The 25,663-nt window shown below is 64.1% G+C and carries 22 protein-coding genes and 1 tRNA gene; 3 read left to right on the forward strand and 20 right to left on the reverse strand.

The window, feature by feature from the left end; all coding sequences use genetic code 11:
• Positions 1-208 precede the first annotated feature (208 nt).
• The gene (locus KZ491_RS04740) at positions 209-1,048 is read right to left on the reverse strand and encodes a glycine zipper 2TM domain-containing protein (RefSeq protein ID WP_281421650.1); all 840 of its coding nucleotides are present in this window, start codon (positions 1,046-1,048) and stop codon (positions 209-211) included.
• Positions 1,049-1,221: 173 nt separating this feature from the next.
• On the opposite strand from KZ491_RS04740, the gene KZ491_RS04745 reads away from it, so the two are divergent.
• From KZ491_RS04745 to KZ491_RS04755, 3 genes are read left to right on the forward strand one after another with little or no spacing between them, the layout of a single operon-like run.
• A complete protein-coding gene (locus tag KZ491_RS04745; protein ID WP_222564758.1) occupies positions 1,222-1,440 on the forward strand; it encodes a DUF6116 family protein in 219 nt (72 codons plus the stop codon).
• 24 nt (positions 1,441-1,464) lie between these two features.
• The gene (locus tag KZ491_RS04750) at positions 1,465-2,244 is read left to right on the forward strand and encodes a TatD family hydrolase (protein ID WP_222564759.1); all 780 of its coding nucleotides are present in this window, start codon (positions 1,465-1,467) and stop codon (positions 2,242-2,244) included.
• 54 nt (positions 2,245-2,298) lie between these two features.
• Positions 2,299-3,135 (forward strand): SDR family NAD(P)-dependent oxidoreductase, encoded by an 837-nt coding sequence (locus KZ491_RS04755; RefSeq protein ID WP_222564760.1) that lies wholly within the window; start codon positions 2,299-2,301, stop codon positions 3,133-3,135.
• A gap of 54 nt (positions 3,136-3,189) precedes the next feature.
• On the opposite strand, the gene pnp is transcribed toward KZ491_RS04755, so the two are convergent.
• From pnp to KZ491_RS04850, 19 genes are all read right to left on the reverse strand, one after another.
• Positions 3,190-5,298 (reverse strand): polyribonucleotide nucleotidyltransferase, encoded by a 2,109-nt coding sequence (gene pnp / locus KZ491_RS04760; RefSeq protein ID WP_222564761.1) that lies wholly within the window; start codon positions 5,296-5,298, stop codon positions 3,190-3,192.
• 149 nt (positions 5,299-5,447) lie between these two features.
• Positions 5,448-5,708, reverse strand: coding sequence for a 30S ribosomal protein S15 (rpsO, locus tag KZ491_RS04765; protein ID WP_222564762.1), 261 nt, complete (start codon positions 5,706-5,708; stop codon positions 5,448-5,450).
• A 177-nt stretch (positions 5,709-5,885) separates the two neighbouring features.
• On the reverse strand, positions 5,886-6,839 hold the full coding sequence (gene truB, locus KZ491_RS04770) for a tRNA pseudouridine(55) synthase TruB (RefSeq protein ID WP_222564763.1): 954 nt from the start codon (positions 6,837-6,839) through the stop codon (positions 5,886-5,888).
• On the reverse strand, positions 6,836-7,210 hold the full coding sequence (gene rbfA, locus KZ491_RS04775; protein WP_222564764.1) for a 30S ribosome-binding factor RbfA: 375 nt from the start codon (positions 7,208-7,210) through the stop codon (positions 6,836-6,838). Before rbfA ends, truB begins: the two co-directional genes overlap by 4 nt.
• 4 nt (positions 7,211-7,214) lie before the next feature.
• Positions 7,215-9,782 (reverse strand): translation initiation factor IF-2, encoded by a 2,568-nt coding sequence (gene infB, locus KZ491_RS04780; RefSeq protein ID WP_222564765.1) that lies wholly within the window; start codon positions 9,780-9,782, stop codon positions 7,215-7,217.
• 96 nt (positions 9,783-9,878) lie between these two features.
• Positions 9,879-11,369, reverse strand: a complete 1,491-nt coding sequence (gene nusA, locus KZ491_RS04785) for a transcription termination factor NusA (protein WP_222564766.1) — start codon at positions 11,367-11,369, stop codon at positions 9,879-9,881.
• A 4-nt stretch (positions 11,370-11,373) separates the two neighbouring features.
• Positions 11,374-11,988 carry a ribosome maturation factor RimP gene (locus KZ491_RS04790; RefSeq protein ID WP_222564767.1) on the reverse strand — a complete coding sequence of 205 codons (615 nt, stop codon included), beginning with the start codon at positions 11,986-11,988 and terminating at the stop codon, positions 11,374-11,376.
• A 222-nt stretch (positions 11,989-12,210) separates the two neighbouring features.
• Positions 12,211-12,287, reverse strand: a tRNA-Met gene (locus KZ491_RS04795).
• A gap of 235 nt (positions 12,288-12,522) precedes the next feature.
• Positions 12,523-13,965, reverse strand: a complete 1,443-nt coding sequence (gene nuoN, locus KZ491_RS04800) for an NADH-quinone oxidoreductase subunit NuoN (protein ID WP_222564768.1) — start codon at positions 13,963-13,965, stop codon at positions 12,523-12,525.
• Positions 13,966-14,029: 64 nt separating this feature from the next.
• Positions 14,030-15,556 carry an NADH-quinone oxidoreductase subunit M gene (locus KZ491_RS04805; protein WP_222564769.1) on the reverse strand — a complete coding sequence of 509 codons (1,527 nt, stop codon included), beginning with the start codon at positions 15,554-15,556 and terminating at the stop codon, positions 14,030-14,032.
• A 13-nt stretch (positions 15,557-15,569) separates the two neighbouring features.
• Positions 15,570-17,624: an NADH-quinone oxidoreductase subunit L gene (nuoL, locus tag KZ491_RS04810; RefSeq protein WP_222564770.1), complete on the reverse strand. Its 2,055-nt coding sequence runs from the start codon at positions 17,622-17,624 to the stop codon at positions 15,570-15,572.
• A gap of 13 nt (positions 17,625-17,637) precedes the next feature.
• Complete coding sequence (nuoK, locus tag KZ491_RS04815) at positions 17,638-17,955, reverse strand: NADH-quinone oxidoreductase subunit NuoK (RefSeq protein ID WP_222565472.1); 318 nt, start codon at positions 17,953-17,955, stop codon at positions 17,638-17,640.
• Positions 17,956-17,960: 5 nt separating this feature from the next.
• Entirely contained in the window at positions 17,961-18,617 is a 657-nt protein-coding gene (locus KZ491_RS04820) for an NADH-quinone oxidoreductase subunit J (RefSeq protein WP_222564771.1), read from the reverse strand.
• Positions 18,618-18,626: 9 nt separating this feature from the next.
• Positions 18,627-19,115, reverse strand: a complete 489-nt coding sequence (nuoI, locus tag KZ491_RS04825) for an NADH-quinone oxidoreductase subunit NuoI (protein WP_222564772.1) — start codon at positions 19,113-19,115, stop codon at positions 18,627-18,629.
• Between the two features lie 9 nt (positions 19,116-19,124).
• A complete protein-coding gene (gene nuoH, locus KZ491_RS04830; RefSeq protein ID WP_425493093.1) occupies positions 19,125-20,189 on the reverse strand; it encodes an NADH-quinone oxidoreductase subunit NuoH in 1,065 nt (354 codons plus the stop codon).
• Positions 20,186-22,438, reverse strand: a complete 2,253-nt coding sequence (nuoG, locus tag KZ491_RS04835) for an NADH-quinone oxidoreductase subunit NuoG (protein WP_222564773.1) — start codon at positions 22,436-22,438, stop codon at positions 20,186-20,188. Before nuoG ends, nuoH begins: the two co-directional genes overlap by 4 nt.
• Positions 22,435-23,793 (reverse strand): NADH-quinone oxidoreductase subunit NuoF, encoded by a 1,359-nt coding sequence (nuoF, locus tag KZ491_RS04840; RefSeq protein WP_222564774.1) that lies wholly within the window; start codon positions 23,791-23,793, stop codon positions 22,435-22,437. Before nuoF ends, nuoG begins: the two co-directional genes overlap by 4 nt.
• A gap of 8 nt (positions 23,794-23,801) precedes the next feature.
• Complete coding sequence (gene nuoE, locus KZ491_RS04845; RefSeq protein ID WP_222564775.1) at positions 23,802-24,329, reverse strand: NADH-quinone oxidoreductase subunit NuoE; 528 nt, start codon at positions 24,327-24,329, stop codon at positions 23,802-23,804.
• Positions 24,330-24,356: 27 nt separating this feature from the next.
• Complete coding sequence (locus tag KZ491_RS04850) at positions 24,357-25,661, reverse strand: NADH-quinone oxidoreductase subunit D (RefSeq protein ID WP_222565474.1); 1,305 nt, start codon at positions 25,659-25,661, stop codon at positions 24,357-24,359.
• Positions 25,662-25,663 lie beyond the last annotated feature (2 nt).

A 25,663-nucleotide genomic window follows, 5' to 3' on the forward strand; every position in this document is an offset into this window, starting at 1 on the left:
CGTGTCCTGCACGGCGCGCTCCTCCTCGGTCAGCAGGGAGCGGGTGTCGTACAGGTCGTAGGGATTGAGGGACATGGCGGACTCGTGCGCGAAAACGACCATTGTAAGCAGCGCGCCCGATTTAGCGCACGTCTCACACAACACGCAAAACGCGAGGGGGCCGGAATATCCGGCCCCCTCGATAGGTCATCCGCTGTGGCAACAACGATCAGCCACGCGGTGTGCCGGCCACGGAAGCGGTCTGCACCACGACTTCCCCGTCGATCACCGGCAGGCGATCACCGGGGCGATCGTTCATCCGCACGGTGCGCTCCTGACCTTCGAAGCGGTAGGTGACGTCGTAGCCCACCACCTCGTCCCGGCTGCCAAGCGAGATGCGATCGCCGGGCTTGCTGCCCATACGCTTGCTGCCGGTCGTGCCATCCGGGTTGCGGAAGGACACGTCATACCCCACCACGCGGCTGGACTGGGAGGTGTCGGACACCGTGCGGCACTGCCGGTCCACCCGCTCCACTACCCGGCCACCCACGTGGTTACGGTCGACCCGGTTACCAACAAAGCCGCCTGCCACAGCGCCCGCCGCCGTGGCCGCCCTGCGCCCTCTGCCCTTGCCGACCTGGTTGCCCAGAACACCGCCAATCACAGCGCCCGCAACGGTGCCGCCGACATTGCCATCGCGCTCAGGTAGGCGCTCCTGCACAACAACGTCCTCACACACCTGGCGCGGACTGGATACGGTGCTGGTTTCGCGAACCGGCTCGACCCCGGTAACGACAGCGTACAGGTCTTCTTTCTTCGTCACTTCGTCGATATCGATCACATCCGCGTAATCCAGACGCGCCGCGGGCGCCTGAGCCAGCGTCGCAATGGATCCGTCCGCCCCCGCATCACCGCTGAAGGAGGCCACGCCGGCTTCTCCGGCGACAGGCGAAAGATTCGCTCCAGCGACATCCTGCCTCGCCGGCTGGTCGAAGGAATTGTAGGCGGCGACCGCAACGCCGCCCACCAGCAACGCGGCAACAGCAACGGCAAGCATGTTCTTGTTCATCTCTCCACCTCATCCAAGCGGGGACGCCCGCGACGTCAACTGTGCCCATTCCACCATCACCGCGCTGAACGGACCCGCACTTTGCGTCACATATTGCCAAATCACGTCTGCACAGCCACGACATGGCGACTGCGATACTGATGGCAGACGATCACGCATCCACGAGGACACCCATGGCCAACCCCCTTTTACTGCCATTTCTCGGCTGGGCGCGGAAGCTCCGCTTCCCGACCCTGTTCAAGGTCACCGCCGCGCTGTTCGTCCTGTCGGTACTGATCCCGGACCCACTGCCTCTCGTCGATGAAATCCTGCTGGGGCTGGGGACCCTCCTGCTGGCGCAATGGAAACAGCGCGGGCAGGTGATCGACGCGCCTCCCGAGGCGCGTCGTTGATGTGGCCGGGCGGGTAGATGCACTGTGCTCGTAGACACGCATTGCCATCTCGATGCTCCCGAATTCGATCAGGACCGCGCGGCGGTGATCGAGCGCGCCCGCGCTGCCGGTGTCAACCGGCAGGTGATCCCGGCGACGATCGCCGCCGGCTGGCCGGGACTGCGTGACGTGTGCGCCTCCGGCGCGGGCCTGCATCCCGCCTACGGCCTGCACCCGATGTTCCTGGACGCACACCGGCGCAAACACATCGCTGAGCTGAAGCAGTGGATTGAAAGCGAGAAGCCGGTGGCTGTGGGGGAATGCGGGCTGGACTTTTTCATCCCGGATCCGGATCGCGACGAACAGGCCTGGTACTTCGAGGCCCAGCTCAAGCTTGCCCGCGACTTCGACTTGCCGGTGATCGTCCACGCGCGCCGCGCCGTGGACCAGGTCATTGCAGCCATCCGCAGGATCGGCAATCTTCGCGGCGTCGTCCACAGCTTCCCAGGCAGCCTTCAGCAGGCGGAGATCCTCTGGGAACATGGCTTCATGCTCGGGATCGGCGGGCCCGTCACCTACGAGCGCGCCAAGCGACTGCGGAAGATCGTGGCAACGATGCCGCTGGAGTGGCTGCTGCTGGAAACCGACGCACCCGACCAGCCGGACGCCGCCCGACGCGGCAGGCGCAACGAGCCCGCGCGCCTCACCCACGTGCTGGAAACCATCGCCCTGCTGCGGGACATGTCCCCCGAGGACCTGGCCGCTGCGACCACGGCCAACGCCGAACACCTGTTTAGCCTGCCCCGCACCCCGCAGCCTTCCTGAGACGCCACCACCCCCGCCGCTCGTGCACAATCGGCTGAAGCGAGGGGAGCGGACATGCGATCAGTAGAGGGAAGAATCGTTCTGGTAACCGGCGCCGCGATGGGCATGGGACGGCTGTACGCAGAGCGTGCGATCTCCGAGGGGGCGAAGGCTGTGGTGCTCTGGGATCTGGACGGGCCAGCCCTGGCGGCCACCCGGGACGAAATTGGCAAGCCGGGCACGCAGGTGCACGCATACGTTGTCGATGTCGCCTCGCTGTCTGACATTACGACCGCCGCGGCCCGCGTACGCAGCGAGGTGGGCGACCCCGACGTGGTCATCAACAACGCCGGCATCGTGCGCAGCAAGCTGTTCTGGGAACACGACCACACACGCGACATCGCTGCCGTCATGGACGTCAACGTGCTCGCATTGATGCATATCGCACGCGAGTTCCTGCCGGCGATGATCGGGCGCCCCGGGCCGGCGCGACTGCTCAACGTGGCGTCCGCGTCGGGCATGCTCGCGGTGCCCCGGATGAGCGTCTACACCGCGTCCAAATGGGCGGTGATTGGCTGGAGCGATTCGGTGCGGCTGGAGCTGCTGCGCGCAGGTCACGGCCACGTGCGCGTGACGACGCTGATCCCCAGCTACACCACCACCGGCATGTTCGCCGGCGCGCGGGCGCCGCTGCTGACACCACTGATGGCGCCCGAAGACGTCGTCGATCGGGCCTGGCAAGCCATGAAACGCGGCAAGCCACGACTGATGATGCCGTGGTCGGTCTGGTTCAGCGGCGCCCTGCGGGGGGTGCTGCCGCAGCCCGTGTGGGACGTGCTGGCTGACAAGGTGTTCCGCGTGTACTCGTCGATGGACTACTTCACCGGGCGCGGACCCAAACGCGGCCCATGAAAAAAGCGGGCCGAAGCCCGCTTTTCTGCAATCAAGCGATGGCGCCCGGACGGATCACTCCGCCGGCGTGCCCTCACCTTCGTCCACTGCCTTCATCGACAGGCGGATGCGACCCTGCTTGTCGACTTCCAGCACCTTGACCTTGACCACGTCGCCTTCCTTGAGCACATCGCTGACCTTCTCGACGCGATCGTTGGAAATCTGCGAGACGTGGACCAGCCCGTCCTTCCCGGGGGAGATCGTCACGAACGCACCGAAGTCCATGATCTTGGCGACCTTGCCCTCGTAGATGCGGCCCGGCTCGACGTCGGAGGTGATCTGCTCGATGCGATCCTTGGCGGCCTGACCGGCAATCGCATTGACCGAAGCGATCGTGATCGTGCCGTCGTCCTGGATGTCGATCTGGGTGCCGGTTTCCTTGGTGATCGCCTGGATGACCGAGCCGCCCTTGCCGATCACTTCGCGGATCTTGTCGGGGTGGATCTTGATGGTGATCAGACGCGGCGCGAACTCGCTCAGCTCGCCGCGCGGGCTGGTCATCGCATTGGCCATCTCGCCCAGGATGTACAGACGACCGGCCTTGGCCTGCTCCAGTGCGGTCTTCATGATCTCCTCGGTGATGCCCTGGATCTTGATGTCCATCTGCAGCGCGGAGATGCCTTCACTGGTACCGGCCACCTTGAAGTCCATGTCGCCCAGGTGATCCTCGTCACCGAGGATGTCGGACAGCACGACGTAGTCATCGCCTTCCTTGACCAGACCCATCGCGATACCAGCCACCGGCGCCTTGATCGGCACACCGGCATCCATCAGCGCCAGCGAGCTGCCGCAGACAGACGCCATCGAGGAGGAGCCGTTGGATTCGGTGATTTCCGAGACCACGCGGATGGTGTACGGGAAAGCTTCCATGGTCGGCATCACGGCCAGCACGCCGCGCTTGGCGAGGCGGCCGTGGCCGATTTCGCGACGCTTTGGACCCATCATGCGGCCCGCTTCGCCCACCGAGTAGGGAGGGAAGTTGTAGTGGAACAGGAAGTGGTCCTTGTACTCGCCGCCGACGGCGTCGATGACCTGGCCATCACGCGCGGTGCCGAGGGTGACCGCAACGATCGCCTGGGTCTCACCACGGGTGAACAGCGCCGAGCCGTGCACGCGCGGCAGGATGCTGACCTTGGAGCTGATTCCGCGCACAGCGTCCGGCGCACGGCCGTCGATGCGGACCTTGGTGCTGAGCACGGTGTCACGCAGGGTGCTGTATTCCAGCTCCGAGAACTGCTTGGAAACCTCGGCACTGGTCCAGCCGTTGGCTTCGATCTGCTCGGCCATCGACGCGATGACGTCCTTCTTCAGCGCCGAGATGGCGTCCTTGCGCTCCAGCTTGTCGCGCACGGCGAAAGCCTGGGTCAGACGGTCGCCCAGCGCGGTCTTCAGCGCAGCGACCAGCGACTCGTCGGCCTCCGGGGCGGACCAGGTCCACTTGGGCTTGCCGGCTTCTGCAACCAGCTCGTTGATCGCATTGATCGCGACCTGCATCTGCTGGTGCCCGAACATCACCGCGCCAAGCATGACGTCCTCGGACAGTACGTCGGCTTCGGACTCGACCATCAGCACGGCGTCGGCGGTACCGGCGACGACCAGCTCGAGCTTGGAATCTTCCAATTCCGAGACGGTGGGGTTGAGCAGATACTCGCCGTCCTTGTAACCGACCTTGGCAGCCGCGATCGGGCCGTCAAACGGCGCGCCGGAAAGGGCCAGCGCGGCGGAGGCACCGATCAGGGCCGGGATGTCGCCGTCGATTTCCGGGTTCAGCGACATCACCGTGGCGATGATCTGGACCTCGTTGCGGAAGCCATCGGGGAACAGCGGGCGGATCGGGCGGTCGATCAGTCGGGAGATCAGCGTCTCCTTCTCGGTCTGGCGACCTTCGCGCTTGAAGAAGCCACCGGGAATGCGGCCGCCGGCGTAGAACTTTTCCTGATAGTCGACGGTCAGGGGGAAGAAATCCTGGCCCTCGCGCGCGGTCTTGTTGGCAACCGCGCTGACCAGCAGCACGGTGTCTTCAACGCGGACGATAACGGCACCGCCGGCCTGGCGGGCGATCTCACCGGTCTCCAGGGTGACCTGGTGTTTTCCGTACTGGAAGGTCTTGGTAATTTTTGACACGTTGAATTCCTATCGGTGCGGGTGCGATCCGGCTGTGGTCCGGGACTGGCCCGGTCGGTCGCCGGCTAGCGACCTGTTGCTGGTTCTACCACGGCCTTCCGACCGCGGAAACGCATCGCGGCGCTCTGAAGCGCCGCGATGGGAAAAGTTTAGCGACGAAGGCCGAGCTTCGCGATCAGTGCCTTGTAACGAGCCACGTCCTTGCGGTGCAGATAGTCCAGCAGGCTGCGACGGCGGTTCACCATCATCAGCAGGCCACGACGGCTGTGGTGGTCCTGTTTGTGCTCCTTGAAATGGCCCTGGAGCGTCTCGATGCGCGCGGTCAGCAGGGCAATCTGGACTTCCGGGGAGCCGGTGTCGTTCTCACCGCGCTTGTTCTCTTCAATGACTTTCTGGGTATCAATGGACATTTTGCTGCCTCGTAGACGCGCGACCCGCAGAACGCAACCGGCACTGGAAAAAAGTGCCGGCGCACCACAATGGTCCGCCGCTGGATGGTAGGAAATTGTTGGAACGGAGGTTGCCTGAAAAAGGCAAGGCGAATTGTAGCCTTCCGCCAAGGTGACAACAAGGCGCGGGGAACGATTTTACCGCTGTGGGGCGATCGCCCAGGCGAACAGCCGTTGCGGATGGACCCAGCCGGCATGGTCGATGCGACCAATCCCGAGCACGCGGCGATCCTGATCGTGGACCGCGACCGTGGTGCCCGCGGCCACTTGCGGCTTCGTTGCCGGTAGCGCCGGCTGCCCGTAACTGAGCGTACGGGTCTGGGCCTCGTCCAGGTCCACCCGTGCGAAGTCAGCAAGGCCAGCCTCAATGGGCAGCAGTGCGGAATCCAGGACGGCATCACCCTGCCCCGCCAGCGCTTCCAGCTCTTCCAGGGTGAACATCCGCGGCTGCCGGAACGGATCCACCCAGGTACGCCGAAGCTGCTCGACATGCGCACCGCACCCCAACGACTCGCCCAGGTCACGCACGAGGCTGCGAATGTATGTACCTGAACCGCACTCCACACTGAGCTGCAGGCGCTCGTTTTCGCGCTCCAGCAACCGCAGCGAGTGCACTGTGATATTGCGCACAGGTGCCTCGATCGCCTCGCCGCGGCGCGCCTTGGCATACAGGGGTTCGCCGCCCTGCTTGAGCGCGGAATACATGGGGGCACGCTGCTCGATCTCGCCGCGCAATGGCACAAGCGCTGCCTCGATGTCGGCATCGTCCAGTGGCGGAACGACGCGCTGACGCAACGTTACGCCGTCCGCATCATCGGTATCGGTGGTGATGCCCAGTACCGCCGTCGCCAGATAGGCTTTGTCGGCGCCGAGCAAAAGCCCGGCGATCTTGGTCGCCTCCCCAAAGCAGATCGGCAACAGGCCTGTCGCCAGTGGATCAAGGCTGCCGGTGTGCCCCGCCTTGCGGGCGCGAAAGATGTGGCGTGCGCGCTGCATCGCCTGGTTCGAGCTGAGGCCAGCAGGCTTGTCCAACAGGAGCAGGCCATCCAGCGGGCGAAACCGGGTACGGGGACGTTTTCCCGCGCCGGTCATTCGTGCGGATCTTCCCCGTCATCGGTGGCCAGAGGCGGATTCTCCCGCAGCAACGTGTCAATGCGCTCGCCGCGGTCAACCGAGTCGTCGTAGTGGAAGTGCAGTTCCGGGACGTGGCGCAACTTCATCGCCCGCCCCAACTCGTAGCGCAACGGCTTGACCAGTTCCTTCAAACCGGCCATCGCCTCTTGCGCACGCTCGGCCTGCAACGCAGTCACAAAGACCTTGGCGTGGGCCAGGTCGCGTGTCACTTCTACATCAGACACGCTCACGGAAGGCAGACCGTGCTCGCGCACGGCTGCATGCACCAGCGTCCCCAGCTCACGCCGGAGCTGGGCTGACACGCGGTCGGAGCGATGGAAGGTCTTCATCGGCTCAGAGCGTGCGCTGGACTTCGATGCGCTCGAAGCACTCGATAACGTCGCCCACCTGGACGTCGTTGTACTGCTTCACGCCGATACCGCACTCGGTACCACTGCGGACTTCGTCCACGTTCTCCTTGAAGCGGCGCAGCGATTCCAGCTCGCCCTCGAAGATCACGACACTGTCGCGCAGCACGCGGATCGGCTTGGTGCGCTTGACCACGCCCTCGGTGACCATGCAGCCGGCGACCGCACCGAACTTGGAGCTGCGGAACACATCGCGGACCTCAGCGTTGCCGATGATCTCCTCGCGGATTTCCACGCCCAGGATGCCGGACGCGACCTGCTTCACCTGATCGATCACGTCATAGATGATCGAGAAGTAGCGCAGGTCGACGCCGTTGGTCTCGATGACCTTGCGCGCGGAGGCGTCGGCACGCACGTTGAAGCCGATGATGGTGGCTTTGGAGGTCGACGCCAGCTGGGCGTCGGACTCGTTGATTCCGCCCACGCCCGAACCGATGACGTTGATGCGGATATCGTCGGTCGACAGCGCAGTCAAAGCCTCGCGCAGCGCCTGCACGGAGCCCTGCACGTCCGCCTTGATGATCAGCGGAAGACTCAGCTGATCGCCCTGGCCGATCTGGGCCATGATGTCTTCCATCCGGTTGCCGCTCTGGGCTACCAGACGCGACTCCCGGCGCTGGGCGTCACGCTGTTCGGCGACATCCTTGGCCAGCCGCTCGTCCTCGACGACAACGAAATCATCGCCGGCATCGGGCACGCCTGACAGGCCCAGCACCTGGACCGGGATTGATGGCCCCGCGGAGTCGACCTGTTCGCCGGCCTCGTTGAACAACGCCCGCACGCGACCATATTGCACGCCGCACACCAAGTAGTCGCCCTTCTTGAGTTCGCCCTGCTGGACCAGCACGGTGGCCACGGCGCCGCGACCCTTGTCCAATGCGGATTCGATGACGACACCGCTGGCGCGGCCATCGGCAACCGCCGACAGCTCGAGAACCTCGGCCTGCAGCGTGATGGCGTCCAGAAGGCCGTCGATGTTCTGACCGGTCTTGGCCGACAGCTCGACGAACTGGGTGTCGCCACCGAACTCCTCGGCGACGACCTCATGCTCGAGCAACTCGTTCTTGACCCGCAGCGGGTCCGCCTCGGACTTGTCGATCTTGTTGATGGCCACGATCAGCGGGACGCCGGCAGCCTTCGCATGCTGAACCGCTTCCACGGTCTGCGGCTTGACTCCATCATCGGCGGCAACCACCAGCACGATGATGTCCGTCAGCTTGGCGCCGCGGGAACGCATCGACGAGAACGCGGCGTGACCCGGGGTGTCCAGGAAGCTGATGATGCCCTTGTCGGTTTCGACGTGGTACGCACCAATATGCTGGGTAATGCCACCCGCTTCGCCGGTCGCGATCTTGGTGCGACGGATGTAATCCAGCAGCGAGGTCTTGCCGTGGTCGACGTGACCCATGATCGTCACGACCGGCGGGCGGGGCGTCTGCTCGCCGTCGAGATTCTCGACGTGGGCCAACAGGACGTTCTCCACGTCGGCGGCATCGGCACGGACCACGTTGTGGCCCAGCTCCTCGGTGACCAGCGCCGCGGTGTCGTGATCGATGCTCTGAGTGATCGTCGCCATGACGCCCATCTTGAACAGCGCCTTGACCACTTCACCGCCCTTGAGCGACATCTTCTGCGCGAGATCGGCGACAGTGATGGTCTCGCCAATGGCGACATCACGCACGATCGGCGCCGTGGGACGCGTGAAACCGGTGCCGGTGCGGCTCTGGTCGCTCTGGCGACGCGGCTTGGCGCGGCCACGGGTATTGGTGGAACGGCGCGCCCGGTCCGACGCGCTCAGGTGCATCTGGCCGGCGAAACGCTTCGCGCCACGGTCATCATCGCGGCCAGCCGGCGCCACGGCGCCACGACCCTTACGGGGCGCTGCCGGGCGGTCATCACCGCGCGCGGGAGGCTTGGGATGGCCGTGGCCATGCGTTGGTGTCGGCTCAGGAATCTCGTCGGGCGTTGCAACAACCGGCGCTGCTTCGGCAGCCTTGGCTTCTTCGATCTTGCGGCGCTTGGCCTCTTCGGCTTCGCGCTTGGCCTGCTCGGCCTCTTCAGCGCGGCGCTTGTCGGCCTCGGCGAGTGCCTTCTGCTCGGCCAGATTGCGCTGACGCGACTCCTCCAGCTTGCGCAGGATCTCGGCGCGCTCATCATTGGGATCCACCACGCCGGCATCGGGCCGCACCACGGTGACCTTCTTGCGCACGACGACGTCGACCGTCGAACGGCTCTTGCCACCGCCGACGGTCAGTTCCTGCCGGCGGCTGCGGTTGAGAGTGATCTTTTTCGGGGCCTCGCCCTTGGCGCCCGAAGTTTCCGGCTTGCCATGGGTGCGACGCAGGAACCCGAGCAATTTGACCTTCTCGGTACTGGTGACGGCCTGGTCCGGGCCACTGAAGGGCATGCCGGCCTCGGCCAACTGCTCCAGTAGCTTCTCGACCGGCGTATTCACCAGTTCGGCCAACTTGCGGATGGTGGTTTGCTGCGACATTCGGTTTCCGTGTCCTGTGGCACGGACCAGTGCCCGTGCGTGATGATGCATTGTAGCGGCTGGGTTGCTTGAACCCGGTCAAAAAACCTCGCCGCGTTACTCGAACCAGTGTTTGCGCGCTTCCATGATCAATGCGGAGGCGCGTGCCTCTTCCAGGCCTTCCACGTCGGCGAGCTCGTCGGTGGCAAGGTCGGCCAGGTCATCCCGGGTGACGATGCCCCGCGCAGCGAGCGCCAGGGCCAGATCCTCGTCCATCCCCTCAAGCGTGAGCAGGTCCTGGGAAGGCGCGCCGTCGTCATCCACCGCCTCTTCCGCGGCCAGCGCGTCATCCAGCAGCGCATCGCGGGCGCGGGTGCGGAGTTCTTCGACGATGTCCTCGTCGAAGCCTTCCACTGCCAGCAACTCGCCGACCGGGACGTAGGCGATCTCCTCGACTGTGCTGAAGCCTTCGGCGACGAGGATCGATGCGATTTCCTCGTCGACCTCCAGCTTCTCCTGGAACAGCTGGCGCGCGGCCGACTGCTCCGCTTCCGACTTCTCAGCAACCTGGTCCTGGGTCATCACGTTGAGCTGCCAGCCCGACAAACGGCTGGCAAGGCGCACGTTCTGGCCGCCCTTGCCGATCGCCTGGGCGAGGCGATCTTCAGCGACCGCCAGGTCCATCGAGTGCTTGTCCTCATCGACAATGATCGACTGGACCTCGGCCGGCGCCATCGCGTTGATCACGAACTGGGCCGGGTTGTCGGACCACAGGACGATGTCCACGCGCTCGCCATTGAGCTCGTTGGTGACCGCCTGCACGCGTGAACCACGCATGCCGATGCAGGCACCGATCGGATCGGTACGGTTGTCGTGCGCGAGCACCGCGATCTTGGCGCGGTCGCCGGGATCACGGGCGCAGCCCATGATCGACACCAGACCCTGGCCAACCTCGGGAACCTCAAGCTTGAACAGTTCCATCATGAACTCGGGAGCGGCGCGGCTGATGAACAGCTGAGGTCCGCGCGGCTCGCTGCGCACGTCGTAGAGGTAACCACGAACGCGATCGCCGGCACGCAGGACGTCGCGGGGGATGCCCTTGTCCTTGGTGATGATCGCCTCGGCGTTGCCGCCCAGGTCCACATAGATGTTGCCGCGCTCGACGCGCTTGACGATGCCGGTCACCAGCTCGCCGACGCGATCCTTCCACGCATCGATGACCTGCGCGCGCTCGGCCTCGCGCACACGCTGCACGATGACCTGTTTGGCGGCCTGCGCTGCGATGCGCCCGAACTCCGGATTGTCGATCTGCTCGTCGATGTAGTCGCCCACCTCGACGCCCTCGACCTCGTCAACGGCGTCCATCAGCCGGATCTGCCGGTCGGGTGACTCCATGACCACGTCATCGGCGACCACTTCCATGCGCCGGAAGGTCTCGTAGCTGCCGTCGTCGGGATTGATCTTGACCCGGACCAGCACGTCTTCATCGAGGTAGCGCTTCTTCGCCGCGGACGCCAGCGCCGCCTCGATGGCCTCGAGGATCACTGACTCCGGCACGCCCTTCTCATGGGCGACCGCGTCCACGACCAGCAACAATTCCTTGCTCATCTCGTCACTCCGCCGTGGGCGGTTCATCCGCCGTGGGCTTGTTGGTTGATTTTCTGGTTGGATTCTTTCGAACGCCCGGCTTGGCGCCGGGCTTGCTTGGCGCCAAACCCAGCGCGGCCCAATCGGGAACCAGGCGCGCCTTGTCGATATTGTCTGCGGCGACCGCGAACTCAGCGCCATCCACGAGGAACGATACGCCCTCAGCATCGACCCGGCTGATCACGCCGGTGAGTCGACGGCGTCCGTCAATCGGCAGTCGCAGGGTGACCTTGGCGGTCTCGCCAATGAACCGGGAGAACTGCTCCTGGCTGAAAAGCGGCCGATCCAGTCCGGGCGATGACACCTCGAGCGTGTAGTTGCCGGCGATCGGGTCCTCCACATCGAGCTGGGCGGAGACCTCGCGGCTCACCGCCTCGCAGTCCTCGATCGACACCGATCGCGGCAGTTCGTCACCGTTGCCGGTCCCGGCGGGAGCAGCCTCGTCGGCCGGCACGTCGATGTACAGCCGCACCACGGCACCGCCCGGTGAAGGGAGGTACTCGATGCCAAGCAGCTCGACTCCCAACGAAGACACAGTGGGAGCGAGAAGGCGGCTGATTTCGGCGGCTTTGTCCGTCACGCGTGGCTGACTCCTGCGATGGCGAGTGGCACGTGGATATCTGCAAACCATTCCAGCAAAAACAACAAAGGACCCAATGGGCCCCTTGTCCAAATACCTGGATGTCGGTGTGACACGCGAGCAGAGCGCGTCACCAAGCCCAGGCTTCGATCATCACGAGCGAGACTCCATGTGGTGTCTGGCACGCGGATCGCCGATAGTCCGGCAATCGTGATCTGAAGCTGGTAGCGGGGGCAGGATTTGAACCTGCGACCTTCGGGTTATGAGCCCGACGAGCTGCCAGACTGCTCCACCCCGCATCAGGCCGCCCATTGTATCGGCGGACTTGAAACTTCGCAAGACCCCAACAAGACACTGGAGGGATTTCCCGCTCGACGGACGATGTCCGCCGGTGTTGCCCGAAGCCCGTTTTATCGGACGTCGTACCCTCTCGGGCCGAGCATCATAACCGTTCGCCGCGGAAATAGAAACTTCAATCGTCTTTCCAAGCTATGTGCGCAGGATCTGGCACCGGGCGCAACCGGCAGGGCGTGTTCAGATGCCGAACGAGCGCTGGCACCACTCCATCACCGGGCTCCAGGCCAGGCCCAAGGCGAGCAGGATCATCGCGTTGACCCCGAACACGATCCGCAGCGGCCGGTTGCTGGAAGGAGGATGCACCGCACCTACCGGCTCGTCGAAGTACATGACCTTGACCACGCGCAGGTAGTAGAACGCGCCAATGACCGCGAAAACGATACCGACGATCGCCAGCCAGAGCATATCGCCCTGCACCGCCGCCTGGAGTACGGCCAGCTTGGCCCAGAAGCCGATGAACGGAGGCACGCCGGCGAGGGAGAACATGACCAGCAGGATCATCCCCGCCATCCACGGATTGCGCGAGTTCAAGCCACGGTAATCGATGATCTCGTCAGCCTCGAAACCGCGACTGGACATCACCACGATCGCGCCAAAGGCAGCAGCCGCCATGAGGGCGTAGCTGATCGCGTAGAACATCGCCGCCGCGTAACCGCCGGGGGTAGCGGCGGCGAACCCGATCAGCAGGAAGCCCACGTGGGAAACGGTCGAATACGCCAGCATCCGCTTCAGGTTGACCTGCATGAGCGCGCCGAGGTTGCCGATGGCCAGGGACAGGACGGCAAGAACGCCCAGCATGATCCGCCAATGGTCGTCCAGCGGACCCATGCCCTGCTCCAGCAGCCGGTAGGTCAAGCCGAAGGCCGCCAGCTTGGGCGCCGAGCCGATGAACAGGCTGATGGGGGTGGGCGCGCCGTGGTACACGTCCGGCAGCCACATGTGGAACGGCGCGGCGCCGAACTTGAAGGCGATGCCCGCAACCACGAACACAAGCCCGGTCGCCAGCAGCATGGGCGACTCGGTAACCTGCGCGGCCATCGCGACCGCTTGGATGTCCAGTACGCCAGTGGCGCCGTAGATCAGCGACAGGCCGTAGAGCAGCAAACCGGAAGCCAGCGATCCCAGCACGAAGTACTTGATGCCCGCCTCGGACGCCATGGAGTTGTCGCGGTCTATCGCCACCAGCGCGTAGGAACACAGCGCGAGCATCTCCAGGCCGATATAGATCATCACCAGGTTGCCGGCCGACACCAGCAGCATCATGCCCAGCGTCGCGAACAGCATCAACACGGACATCTCGCCCTTGTAGATGCCCCGCTCACGCATGAACGGCCACAGGTAGACCATCGACAACGCCGACGCCAGCGCGATGCCGATCTTCAGCACATCCGCCAGTGTGTCCCGCACGAACATGCCGTCGAACACGACTCCCTGACCTCCCACACCGGCGGCCAGCATCGCCGCCACGGCCAGCAACAGGGCAATCGACAGGACATGGATGACGGCGCGGCGGGTCTCGTCCAGGAATAGATCGAGCATCAGCAGCGCGAAGGCACCGCCAACCAGGACCAGCTCTGGGAGCAGCGGCAGCAATTCGGCGGCGGAACGTACGTGGATCATTGGCTATCTCTGATTGGTCAGGCGCAGGTCGCGCGATTGGCCGACTGGACTGGTTGCAACTTGCTTAGAACTTGGACGCGGCGATCTGCATCGCCAGATTGGCGATCGTGGGTTCCATCATGTCGGTCAGCGGCTGGGGCCACACGCCCAGCGCCAGGGTAAACACGGCGAAAACACCCAACACGAACATCTCGCGGCCGTTGAGGTCCTTCATCGCCGCGACCTTTTCATTGGCCACCGGGCCCCACAGCACGCGCTTGACCAGCCACAGGCTGTAACCGGCGCTGATGATCAGGGTCAGCGCAGCCACAAGGGCGATCAATGGGTGCTTCTGGAAGCTGGCGACGATGACCATGAACTCGCCGACGAACCCGGAGGTTCCAGGGAGCCCGGAGTTGGCCATCGCGAACAACACGTAGAACACCGCGAAAGCAGGCATCAGGTTCGCGACGCCGCCGTAATCGCTGATCCGGCGGGTGTGCAGGCGGTCGTAGAGCACACCAATGCTGGTGAACAGTGCCGCGGAGATGAATCCGTGGCTGACCATCTGCACCATCGCGCCCTGCAGGCCGAGGCGTGCGGCATCGACGTTGCCGAATTCGCGCACCAGGCCAAATGCGATGAAGGTACCCAGGGTGACAAAACCCATATGGGCGACCGAGGAGTACGCAATCAGGCGCTTCATGTCCGACTGTGCCAGTGCGACCAGCCCCACATAGACCACCGCGATCAGGCTGAGCGCGATCAGCAACCACGCCCACTCGGCGCCGGCGTCCGGCACGATTGGCAGCGCGAAACGGAGGAATCCGTAGCCACCGATCTTCAGCATGATCGCGGCCAGGATCACCGAGCCCGCGGTCGGGGCCTCGACGTGCGCATCCGGCAACCAGGTATGTACCGGGAACATCGGAATCTTGATCGCGAAGCCGAGCAGGAAGCCGAAGAAGATCCAGGTCTGCTCCGTGGCCGACAGCGACAGCTGCACCATGTCGGCGATCTGCCAGCTGCCACCCTTCATGTACAGGTAGATCAGCGCGATCAACATGAACACCGACCCGAGGAAGGTGTAGATGAAGAACTTGAGCGCAGCGTAGACCCGGCGCGGCCCACCCCAGACGCCGATGATGATGAACATCGGGATCAGCATGCACTCGAAGAACACGTAGAACAGCATCGAATCGAGCGCACAGAAGATGCCAACCATCAGCCCTTCCAGAATCAGGAAGGAGGCGTAGTACTGGCTGACGCGCTTGTCCACGCCCCAGGCGCCGATCAGCACCAGCACCGAGGTCAACGTGGTCAAGCCGATCAGCGGCACCGAGAATCCGTCCACACCGAAGTGGTAGCGGATGTCGAATGCCGGGATCCATGGCTTGTTCTCGACGAACTGCATTGCCGCAGTGCTGTAGTCGAACCCGGTGAACAGCAGGAGGCTGAGCACGAAGGTGAGGGCGGCGACACCGGTGGCAAACCAACGGGCGGGAACGGCCCGCTCGTTGCCAAGGGCGAGGGTAATCAGGCCACCGATGATCGGCAGCCAAACAAGCAGGCTCAGCAAAGGAAGCGCGCTCTGGAAGGGCTCGGGGGTCACGTCGCGGTCCTTGTCAGATCAGGTTACGGATGAGAGCGGCCAGCATCACGATCAGGCCGATAATCATCACAAAGGCGTAGTGGTACAGGTAGCCGGACTGGATCCGGCGGCTCAGGGCGGCAACCAGCTCGACAACCCGGACGCTGCCGTTGACAAACACCCCGTCAATCAACTTGCTGTCCACCGCGCTGGAGGCCTGGCCCACCTTGAGGCTGCCACCGGCCAGGCCCTTGATCCACAGCGTGTCGAAACCGTACTTCTCCTCCAGGATGCGGACCGGCACGGAAAATGTTGCGCGGGCCTTGGCAGGCAGCTCGGGCTTCCACACGTACATCACTGTCGCCAGGGCGAACCCACCCAGGGCGAGCCAGAACGTCGGTGCCGTGAGGCCATGCAATGCGAACTTGACCGGGCCATGCCAGACCTCGGCGGCAAGCGCGGCGACCACGTCGCGCGCGGCACTCACGTCGATGGAGCCGAGGAAGAACGGCGCCTGTTCGATGCTGCCGCTCCAGTTGGTCCCGAACAGCATCGGCCCGGCGGTGAAAAAGCCGATCAGCACCGAGGGAATCGCCAGCAGGACCAGCGGCAGCGTCACCGACAGCGGAGACTCATGCGGCTCGTGGACTTCGTGGTCGGCGTGCGGCAGGGCGTCGCCGTGGACGGCGGCCGGGATCTGGCGGAAACGTTCCTCGCCGTGGAAGGTCAGGTACAGCAGGCGAAAGCTGTAGAACGCCGTAACGAACGCACCCAGCAGCACCGCCCAGTAGGCGTACTGGTGAACCCAGCTGCCACCGGCGCTGGCATGGTGTGCCGCCTCGATGATGGTGTCCTTGGAGTAGAAACCGCTGAGGAACGGCGTACCGACCAGGGCGAGCGTGCCGATCAGCATGGTCCAGTAGGTAACGGGCATGTATTTACGCAGCCCACCCATCCGACGCATGTCCTGCTCGTGGTGCATGCCGATGATTACCGAGCCCGCACCGAGGAACAGCAGCGCCTTGAAGAACGCGTGGGTCATCAGGTGGAAAACACCCGCGCTGTACGCCGACACGCCCAGGGCAACCGTCATGTAGCCCAGCTGGGACAAGGTGGAATACGCGATGACGCGCTTGATGTCGTTCTGAACGATGCCGATCAGGCCGGTGAAGAACGCTGTCGTCGCACCGATGAACAGGATGAACTGCAGTGCGGTGTCGGAGAGCTCAAACAGCGGCGACATCCTCGCCACCATGAAGATCCCGGCCGTGACCATGGTCGCGGCATGGATCAGGGCGGAGATCGGCGTCGGGCCCTCCATGGAGTCCGGCAGCCACACGTGCAGCGGCACCTGTGCCGACTTGCCCATGGCGCCGATGAACAGACAGATGCCGATCACCGTCGCTATCGACCACTCATGCCCGTCGATCACCGACATGGTCTGGCCGACCAGGCTGGACGAATTGGCAAACACGGTCGCGTAGTCCAGCGAGCCGAAATGCCACGCCACCGCGGCGATACCGAGAATGAAGCCGAAATCGCCCACCCGGTTGACCATGAACGCCTTGAAGTTGGCGAACACCGCCGTCGGGCGCTTGAACCAGAAACCGATCAGCAGGTACGACACCAGGCCCACTGCTTCCCAGCCGAAGAAAAGCTGGAGGAAGTTGTTGCTCATCACCAGCGCCAGCATGGAGAAGGTGAACAGGCTGATGTAGCTGAAGAAGCGCTGGTAGCCGTCGTCGCCGGCCATGTAGCCGATGCTGTAGATGTGGACCAGCAGTGATACGAAGGTCACCACCACCATCATCATCGCGGTGAGCTTGTCGACCATGAAGCCAATGTGGGCCTCAAAGCCGCCCACCTTGAACCAGGTGTAGAGGTTCTCGTTGAACGGCGCAGCACCCTGCCCTACCAGCTGCCACAGCACCCAGACCGACAGTGCGCAGCTGATCGCCACGCCCAGGATGGTGACGCTGTGCGCCCCAGCCCGGCCGATCCTGCGACCAAAGAACCCGGCACTGATCGTGCCCACCAGTGGCGCGAGGACGATGGCCAGCAGCGCCGACTTGGAAACGACGAATTCCATACCCGACATCGGATCAGCCCTTCATCAAATCGATTTCGGCGACGTTGATCGTGCGCCTGTTACGGAACAGCGTGACGAGGATCGCCAGGCCAATGGCGGCTTCAGCCGCAGCCACGGTCAGGATGAAGAACACGAACACCTGACCGGAGGGATCGCCAAACTGACGCGAGAAGCCGACGAAATTGACATTGACGGCGAGCAGCATCAGCTCGATCGACATGATCAGGACGATGACGTTCTTGCGGTTGAGGAAGATGCCCGCGACCGAGATGCAGAACAGCACCGCGCCCAACGCAAGGTAGTGGCCCAGGGCCAGGCTGGAATCGACCATTTCCATTACGCGCCCTCCTCCGGGTTGACGTCGGGGGCAACCGCATCACGCAGGTTTGCCGGCGTTGACGAATCCATCTTCACCATCCGCAGGCGATCGGCGACGCGCACCTTGACCTGCTCGCTGGGGTTCTGCTTCTTGCCACCCTCGCGAATCGGCCGCAGGGTCAGTGTCACCGCCGCGATTACCGCCACCGTCAGGATCACCGCCGCGGTTTCAAACGGCAGCAGGAATCGGGTGAAGAGCTCGGTGGCGACCCACTGGGTATTGCCTATTCCTGCCGCCTCGGCCGCATCGACCGGGAAGGGCTGCGCCATCTTGGCCCGCGCGCCGATCAGCATGAGCATCTCGATCAGCATCACCACGGCAACCACCAGGCCAACCGGGAGGTAACGCACATAGCCCTCGCGCATGCCCACGATATCGATGTCCAGCATCATGACCACGAACAGGAACAGGACCATCACCGCGCCGACGTAGATGACGACCAGGGCCACGCCGAGGAACTCCGCGCCACCGACGATCCACACGCAGGCGACCGAGAAGAAGGTGAGAACCAGCGAAAGCGCGGAATGCACCGGGTTGCGGACGCTGATGACTGCGACCGCCGCCGCGGTGGCAGCGATTGAAAAAGCGATGAACGCGATGAAGACGAAATCCATGGGGTGCACTCAGCGGTAGGGCGCGTCGGAGGCGCGACGTTCGGCGATTTCGGCCTCGAGCCGGTCGCCAATTGCCAGCAGCTGTGGCTTGGTGACGATGTTCTGTCCGCGCTGGTCGAAGTGGTATTCGTGGATGTGGGTCTCGACAATCGAGTCCACCGGGCACGACTCCTCGCAGAAGCCGCAATAGATGCATTTGAACAGGTCGATGTCGTAACGCGTGGTGCGACGGGTGCCGTCCTCGCGTCGCTCCGAATCGATCGTGATCGCCAGTGCCGGGCACACCGCCTCGCAGAGTTTGCAGGCGATGCAGCGCTCTTCACCGTTGGGATAGCGGCGCAGCGCATGGATGCCGCGGAAGCGGACCGACTGCGGCGTCTTCTCCATCGGATACATGAGCGTGTACTTGGGCTTGAACGCATACTTGAGCGTCAGGCCCATGCCTTGCAGCAACTCGATGAGCAGCAGGCTTTTGAAGAAGGAAACGATGCGATTCATGCCTCTACCCTATTGCCCCGGCTCGAAGACGCCGAAATACGCCATGACCGCAACCACCGCGATCCATGCGATCGCCAGCGGAACGAAGACCTTCCAGCCCAACCGCATGATCTGGTCATAGCGGTAGCGCGGGAACGAGGCGCGGAACCAGATGAAGCAACTGGCGAAGAAGAACACCTTGGCCGCCAACCACCACCAACCGTCCACCGACAGCAGCGGGATGCCCATTCCCTGGAACGGGCTCAGCCAGCCGCCGAGGAAGAAGATCGGGACCAGGAAGCTGATCAGGATCATGTTGGCGTATTCGGCGAGGAAGAACAGCGCGAAGCCGGCGCCGGAGTACTCGACCAGATGTCCACCGGTGATCTCCGATTCGCCCTCCACCATGTCGAATGGCAGACGGTTGGTCTCGGCAACCCCGGAGACAAAATAGATCACGAACAGCGGTAGCAGTGGCAACCAGAACCATTCCAGAAGGCCAGCGTTGCCCGACTGCGCCATCACGATCTCGGTCAGGTTCAGGCTGCCGGCGGCCAGCATCACGCCGACCAACGAGAAGCCCATGGCGATCTCGTAGGCCACCATCTGCGCTGCACCGCGCATCGCGCCAAGCAATGCGTACTTGGAGTTGGTCGCCCAGCCCGCAAGGATCACTCCGTACACGCCAAGCGAGGTCATCGCCAGTATGTAGAGCAGACCGGCGTTCGCGTTGGACAGGACCACCTTGGCATCGAACGGAATGACCGCCCAGACTGCGAGCGCCGGTATGAGTGCCAGCAGTGGCGCCAGCCGGTACAGGAACGGCGACGCGGCAGCGGGTTGCAGCATCTCCTTGAACAGCAGCTTGAACACGTCGGCGAACGTCTGCAGGAAGCCGCCAAAGCCAACGTACTTCGGCCCGACACGCACGTGCATCCAGCCGATCAGCTTGCGTTCCCACAACACGTAGAACGCGACCGCCAGGATCAGCGGCAAGCAGATCGCCACGATCATCAGCACCAGCCACGCGATCGTCCCTAGCGGACCGAACGACACCAGCCAGGCGTGAAACGGGTCGATAACGCTGTTCATCATGCCGACGCCCTCCCGACCGTCACCCGCCCGGATCCCAGCGGAGCAGTGGCGCCGTGGCCGCTCTCTATCCAGACCGTCCCGCGCGCCACCGTGTCTTTGACGAAGACCGGCAGTGCAGCCGTTCCGGCCGCCGTGCCGAACTTGCCTGTTGTTCCATCCTCCAGTCCAAGCTCGCGCGCATCCTCGGGGTGGAGGCTGGCGTGCGGGCCGACGTTCAAGGGATGTGCCTGCAGCGCAGCGGCGCGGCGGACCACAGAGTCGCAGCGGTAGATGGCGGTGGCCAGTGCCACTTCCAATCCGTCGCCGTTGACCATCGGCGCCTTGCCTGCCACGGGAGTTACCTCGCGCTTGACCAGACTGTCGCGCAGGCCGGCAAGATCAATGAAATCAAAGCCCGGCAGCGCCAGGTCGCCGGCCAATGCACGCAAAACGCGCCAGCCCGGCTCCGCCTGGCCCGGCAGCTTCCCGCCGGCGACGGAAACCTGTTCGCGACCTTCCAGATTGGTCAGGGTCGCATCGATTTCCGGCAGCAGGCCGATCGGCAGGATGACGTCGGCCACCGCCCGCGTTGATTCGCAGGCGAAGTGACTGAAAGCCACCACCTTGGCACCCGACAACGCCTTCAATGCCGTGGCGGTATCGGCAAAGTCGAGGCCCGGCTCGATGCCGTAGAGGACGTACGCGGCGCGCGGCTCGGCCAGCATCGCGTTCGCGTCGCGCGAGGTCGGCAACACGCCATGATCGGTCAGGCCGACGGCGTTCGCGCCCTGCGGAATGCGGCACACGTGGGCACCGGTTGCGGCAGCGAAGTCGGCAACCGCGCCGCGGAGGGCCGCGGCATGCGGACCGTTTTCCGCCAAGGCACCAACAAATACGGCCGCATTCTTCGCGCCTGCGATGGCATCGCGCAAACCGGCATCACCGAGTGCCGCGGCCATCTGCGACGGCGCCACGATGTGCTTGCCAACCACGTCAAAGGTCTGGTCGAAGTCGACCGGATTGACGACGTAAACCTTGGCACCCGCCTGCCACGCCTTCCGCACACGGACGTTGACCAGCGGTAGCTCGTGACGCAGGTTCGAGCCGACGATGACGATGGCGTCGGCGCTTTCGATGTCGGCAACACGGGTGGCGAACACCTCTGCCACCGCGGCATCCGACAGGTCGGCCTGGCTGAGGCGGTGATCGATATTGCCGGTCCCCAGCGCTTCGGCAAGGCGCGCCAGCAGCGCGCCTTCTTCGTTGGAAGTGGCCGGATTGACCAGCACGCCCAGATTGTCACCGGAATTGTCGCGAAGCACCCGGATGGCTTCGGCGAGCGCCTCTTCCCAGGTCGCCTCGCGCCACTGGCCGCCTTCCTTGAGCATCGGCGCAATCGCCCGATCAGCGGCGTACAGCCCCTGGTGCGAATAGCGGTCGCGATCAGACAGCCAGCACTCGTTGACCATCTCATTGTCGCGCGGCACGGTGCGCATCACCTCGCCCCGGCGCACGTGCAGGAACAGGTTGCTGCCCAGCGCATCGTGGTAACCCAGCGACTCGCGGGCAACCATTTCCCACGCGCGGGCGCGGAACTGGAACGGCTTGTTGGTGAGCGCGCCGACCGGGCACACATCGATCACGTTGCCGGACAGTTCCGTGGTCAGCGGCTTGCCGTCGTAGGTCCCGATCTGCAGGTTTTCGCCGCGGTACATACCACCCAGCTCGTAAGTGCCGGCAATCTCCGCAGTGAAGCGGATGCAGCGCGTGCAGTGGATGCAGCGGGTCATCTCGGTCGCCACCAGCGGACCGATGTCCTCGTCTGCCACCACGCGCTTGCGCTCGTTGAAACGGCTGACCGAGCGCCCGTAACCCAGCGACAGGTCCTGCAGCTCGCACTCGCCGCCCTGGTCGCAGACCGGGCAGTCCAGCGGATGGTTGATCAGCAGAAACTCCATCACGTTGCGCTGTGACTTGAGCGCCTTCTCGCTGCGCGTGCTGACCTTCATGTTGTCCATGACCGGCGTCGCGCACGCGGGCGCCGGCTTGCCCATCTTCTCCACGTCGACCAGGCACATGCGGCAGTTGGCGGCGATCGACAGCTTGTCGTGGTAGCAGAAACGCGGAATCGGAATACCGATCTTGTCGGCGGCCTGGATGATCATCGAACCCTTGGGCGCGAAGGTGGCCACGCCGTCGATCTCGATCGACACGTAGCCTTCCGGCACGACTGGCGCGTCTGCGGTGGGTTTGTCCGGAGTGGTGCTCATGCCGCTGTCTCCACAACCCGGCCGTCGCGCTGGTCATCGACCAGGAAACGCTTGTTCAAGATCGCGTACTCGAATTCGTTCCAGAAATGGCGCAGGAAGCCCTGCACAGGCCAGGCCGCAGCCTCACCGAACGCGCAGATGGTGTGTCCTTCAATCTGGCCGGCCGATTCGCGCAGGACATGCAGGTCCTCGACGGTCGCACGCATGTCGACCACCCGGCTGATCATGCGGTACATCCAACCGGTACCTTCGCGGCACGGCGTGCACTGGCCGCAGCTTTCCTGGTAGTAGAAGCGCGAGATGCGCTGGCACGCGCGGACCATGCAGGTGGTCTCGTCCATCACGATCACCGCGCCGGAGCCGAGACCGGAGCCGGCCTTCTGCAGCGCGTCGTAATCCATGGTCAGGCCCATCATGGTCTCGCCCGGCAGCACCGGCATCGAGGAACCGCCGGGGATCACGCCCTTGATCCGGTTGCCGTTGCGCACGCCGCCGGCGATCTCTAGCAATTCAGCAAAGGGCGTGCCCAGGCGGACCTCGTAGTTGCCCGGCTTGTTGACGTGGCCGGACACCGAGAACGCTTTCGCGCCACCGTTGTTGGGCTTGCCCAGGTTGAGGAACCAGTCGGCGCCGTTGCGCACGATTGCCGGCACCGAGGCATAGGTTTCGGTGTTGTTGATCGTGGTCGGCTTGCCGAACAGGCCGAAGTTGGCCGGGAACGGTGGCTTGTACCGTGGTTGGCCCTTCTTGCCTTCCAGCGATTCCATCAGCGCTGTTTCTTCACCGCAGATGTAGGCGCCCGCGCCAAGCGCGTTGTAGATGTCGACATCGATGCCCGAGCCAAGGATGTCCTTGCCCAGCAGCCCGTTCGCGTAGGCGTCCTTGAGCGCCTGCTCGATGCGCTCGAAAGGCTCATGGTGGAACTCGCCGCGCATGTAGTTGTAGGCGACGGTGGATCCGGTCGCGTAGCAGGCGATCGCGATGCCCTCGAGCACCGCGTGCGGGTTGTAGCGCAGGATGTCGCGGTCCTTGCAGGTGCCCGGCTCGGATTCGTCGGAGTTGCACAGGATGTACTTCTGCACCCCGTCGTCCTTGGGCATGAAGCTCCACTTCAGGCCGGTCGGGAAACCCGCGCCACCACGACCGCGCAAGCCGGATTGCTTGACCATCTCGATGACGTCAGCGCGCGGGATCTTCTCGGCGAGGATCTTGCGCCAGGCGCTGTAGCCGCCGATCTGGACATAGTTGTCGTAGGACCAGGGTGTGTCGAAGTGCAACGTGGTGTAGACCACGTTGTGCTCCTGGGGAGCCGGCCCGACCGGACCGGTGCTCTTGGAATAATCGTGGTGCGACATCTTCTGCCTCACTCCAGACCAGCGAGGATCGCGTCGACGGCGGCAACGTCGAGCTTCTCGTGGTAATGACCGTTGACCAGCATCACCGGGGCACCGCAGCAGGCGGCGACGCACTCTTCCTCGCGCTTGAGGAACACCCGGCCATCCGGGCTGGATTCGCCCAGCTTGCAACCCAGGGTCTTCTCGGCATGTGCGACCAGATCCTCGGCGCCGTTGAGCCAGCAGCTGATGTTGGTACAGAAAGCGACGTTGTTGCGACCGACCGGCTCGAGCACGAACATCGAGTAGAAAGTCGCGACCTCATAGGCCAGCACCGGGGGCAGCCCGAGGTAGCGGGCAACCGCGGCGATCAGCTCGTCGCTCAGCCAGCCGCCGTTCTGCTCCTGGGTCGCGAACAGCGCCTGGATCACCGCCGAACGCTTGCGGTCGGCCGGGAACTTGGCCACCCAGTGGTCGATGAACGCGCGCGTCGCATCGGACAGCACGACCATCGGGTCGACGTTTCGGCACGCCTCGAAATTTCCAGTCGCTTTCATTCTTTCAGATCCTCAGCGATCGCCTTGTCAGCGATCCACCTCGCCAAAAACGAGGTCATAGGTACCGATCATCGCCACCGCGTCGGCCAGCATGTGCCCGCGGATAACAGCGTCCATCGACGACAGGTGGGCAAAGCCAGGCGCGCGCAGCTTGACCCGGAACGGCTTGTTGGCGCCGTCCGACACCAGGTAACAGCCGAACTCGCCCTTGGGCGCCTCGACCGCGCAATAGGTCTCGCCAGCAGGCACGCAGTAGCTCTCGGTAAAGAACTTGAAGTGATGGATCAACGCTTCCATCGACTCCTTCATCTCCTCACGCGCCGGCGGCCGGACCTTGTAGTTGTCGACCATCACCGGACCGGGATTGACCCGCAGCCAGGCGACGCACTGCTTGATGATCCGGGTTGACTGGCGCATCTCGGCGATGCGGACCAGATAGCGGTCATAGCAGTCGCCGGCAGTGCCGACCGGAACGTCGAAATCCATCTCTGCGTACTTCGCGTACGGCTGCTTTTTGCGCAGGTCCCATTCGATGCCAGAACCGCGCAGCATCACGCCGGACATGCCCCACGCCTTGGCCAGCTCCGGGCTGACTACGCCGATACCGACGGTGCGCTGCTTCCAGATCCGGTTGTCGGTGAGCAGGGTCTCGTACTCGTCGACGCGGTGCGGGAAGTCGTCGCAAAAGGAGTCGAGGTAATCGAGCATCGAGCCTTCGCGCCAGGCGTTGAAGCGCTTGAGCTTGCCACCCTTGCGCCACGGCGATTCCTTGTAACGCGGCATGACGTCGGGCAGATCGCGGTAGACACCGCCGGGGCGGTAGTAGGTCGCGTGCATGCGCGCGCCCGACACCGCCTCGTAGACGTCCATCAGCTCTTCGCGCTCGCGGAACGCGTAGAGCATCACCGCCATCGCGCCCAGATCGAGAGCGTTGGAGCCCAGCCACATCAGGTGGTTCAGCAGTCGGGTGATCTCGTCGAACATGGTGCGGATGTACTGCGCGCGTTCCGGCACCTCCAGCCCCATCAGGTTCTCGATGGCGCGCACGTAGGCGTGCTCGTTGCACATCATCGAGACGTAGTCGAGGCGGTCCATGTAACCGATGGACTGGTTGAAGGGCTTGGATTCGGCGAGCTTCTCGGTGCCGCGGTGCAGGAGGCCCACGTGTGGATCGACCCGCTGCACGACCTCGCCGTCCATCTCCATGATCAGGCGCAGCACACCATGGGCGGCCGGATGCTGCGGGCCGAAGTTCATGGTGTAGTTGCGGATCTCCGCCGAGCCGGTGACGCCGCCGTGTGGATTGTCGGTGGTCTGGTTGATCAACGGCATGG

This window comes from Novilysobacter antarcticus (assembly GCF_019802285.1).
Classification (GTDB): Bacteria; Pseudomonadota; Gammaproteobacteria; order Xanthomonadales; family Xanthomonadaceae; genus Novilysobacter; species Novilysobacter antarcticus.

Excerpts from the sequence above, each read along its gene's own strand:
- nuoF (WP_222564774.1), bottom strand. The coding sequence starts at position 23,793 with ATGTCGCACCACGATTATTCCAAGAGCACCGGTCCGGTCGGGCCGGCT.
- rpsO (WP_222564762.1), bottom strand. The coding sequence starts at position 5,708 with ATGTCCATTGATACCCAGAAAGTCATTGAAGAGAACAAGCGCGGTGAG.
- nusA (WP_222564766.1), bottom strand. The coding sequence starts at position 11,369 with ATGAGCAAGGAATTGTTGCTGGTCGTGGACGCGGTCGCCCATGAGAAG.
- nuoK (WP_222565472.1), bottom strand. The coding sequence starts at position 17,955 with ATGGTCGATTCCAGCCTGGCCCTGGGCCACTACCTTGCGTTGGGCGCG.
- nuoI (WP_222564772.1), bottom strand. The coding sequence starts at position 19,115 with ATGAATCGCATCGTTTCCTTCTTCAAAAGCCTGCTGCTCATCGAGTTG.
- rbfA (WP_222564764.1), bottom strand. The coding sequence starts at position 7,210 with ATGAAGACCTTCCATCGCTCCGACCGCGTGTCAGCCCAGCTCCGGCGT.
- KZ491_RS04740 (WP_281421650.1), bottom strand. The coding sequence starts at position 1,048 with ATGAACAAGAACATGCTTGCCGTTGCTGTTGCCGCGTTGCTGGTGGGC.
- KZ491_RS04820 (WP_222564771.1), bottom strand. The coding sequence starts at position 18,617 with ATGGATTTCGTCTTCATCGCGTTCATCGCTTTTTCAATCGCTGCCACC.
- nuoH (WP_425493093.1), bottom strand. The coding sequence starts at position 20,189 with ATGATGAACAGCGTTATCGACCCGTTTCACGCCTGGCTGGTGTCGTTC.
- nuoL (WP_222564770.1), bottom strand. The coding sequence starts at position 17,624 with ATGGAATTCGTCGTTTCCAAGTCGGCGCTGCTGGCCATCGTCCTCGCG.
- nuoN (WP_222564768.1), bottom strand. The coding sequence starts at position 13,965 with ATGATCCACGTACGTTCCGCCGCCGAATTGCTGCCGCTGCTCCCAGAG.
- KZ491_RS04745 (WP_222564758.1), top strand. The coding sequence starts at position 1,222 with ATGGCCAACCCCCTTTTACTGCCATTTCTCGGCTGGGCGCGGAAGCTC.
- KZ491_RS04755 (WP_222564760.1), top strand. The coding sequence starts at position 2,299 with ATGCGATCAGTAGAGGGAAGAATCGTTCTGGTAACCGGCGCCGCGATG.
- infB (WP_222564765.1), bottom strand. The coding sequence starts at position 9,782 with ATGTCGCAGCAAACCACCATCCGCAAGTTGGCCGAACTGGTGAATACG.
- KZ491_RS04850 (WP_222565474.1), bottom strand. The coding sequence starts at position 25,661 with ATGCCGTTGATCAACCAGACCACCGACAATCCACACGGCGGCGTCACC.
- nuoE (WP_222564775.1), bottom strand. The coding sequence starts at position 24,329 with ATGAAAGCGACTGGAAATTTCGAGGCGTGCCGAAACGTCGACCCGATG.
- nuoG (WP_222564773.1), bottom strand. The coding sequence starts at position 22,438 with ATGAGCACCACTCCGGACAAACCCACCGCAGACGCGCCAGTCGTGCCG.
- truB (WP_222564763.1), bottom strand. The coding sequence starts at position 6,839 with ATGACCGGCGCGGGAAAACGTCCCCGTACCCGGTTTCGCCCGCTGGAT.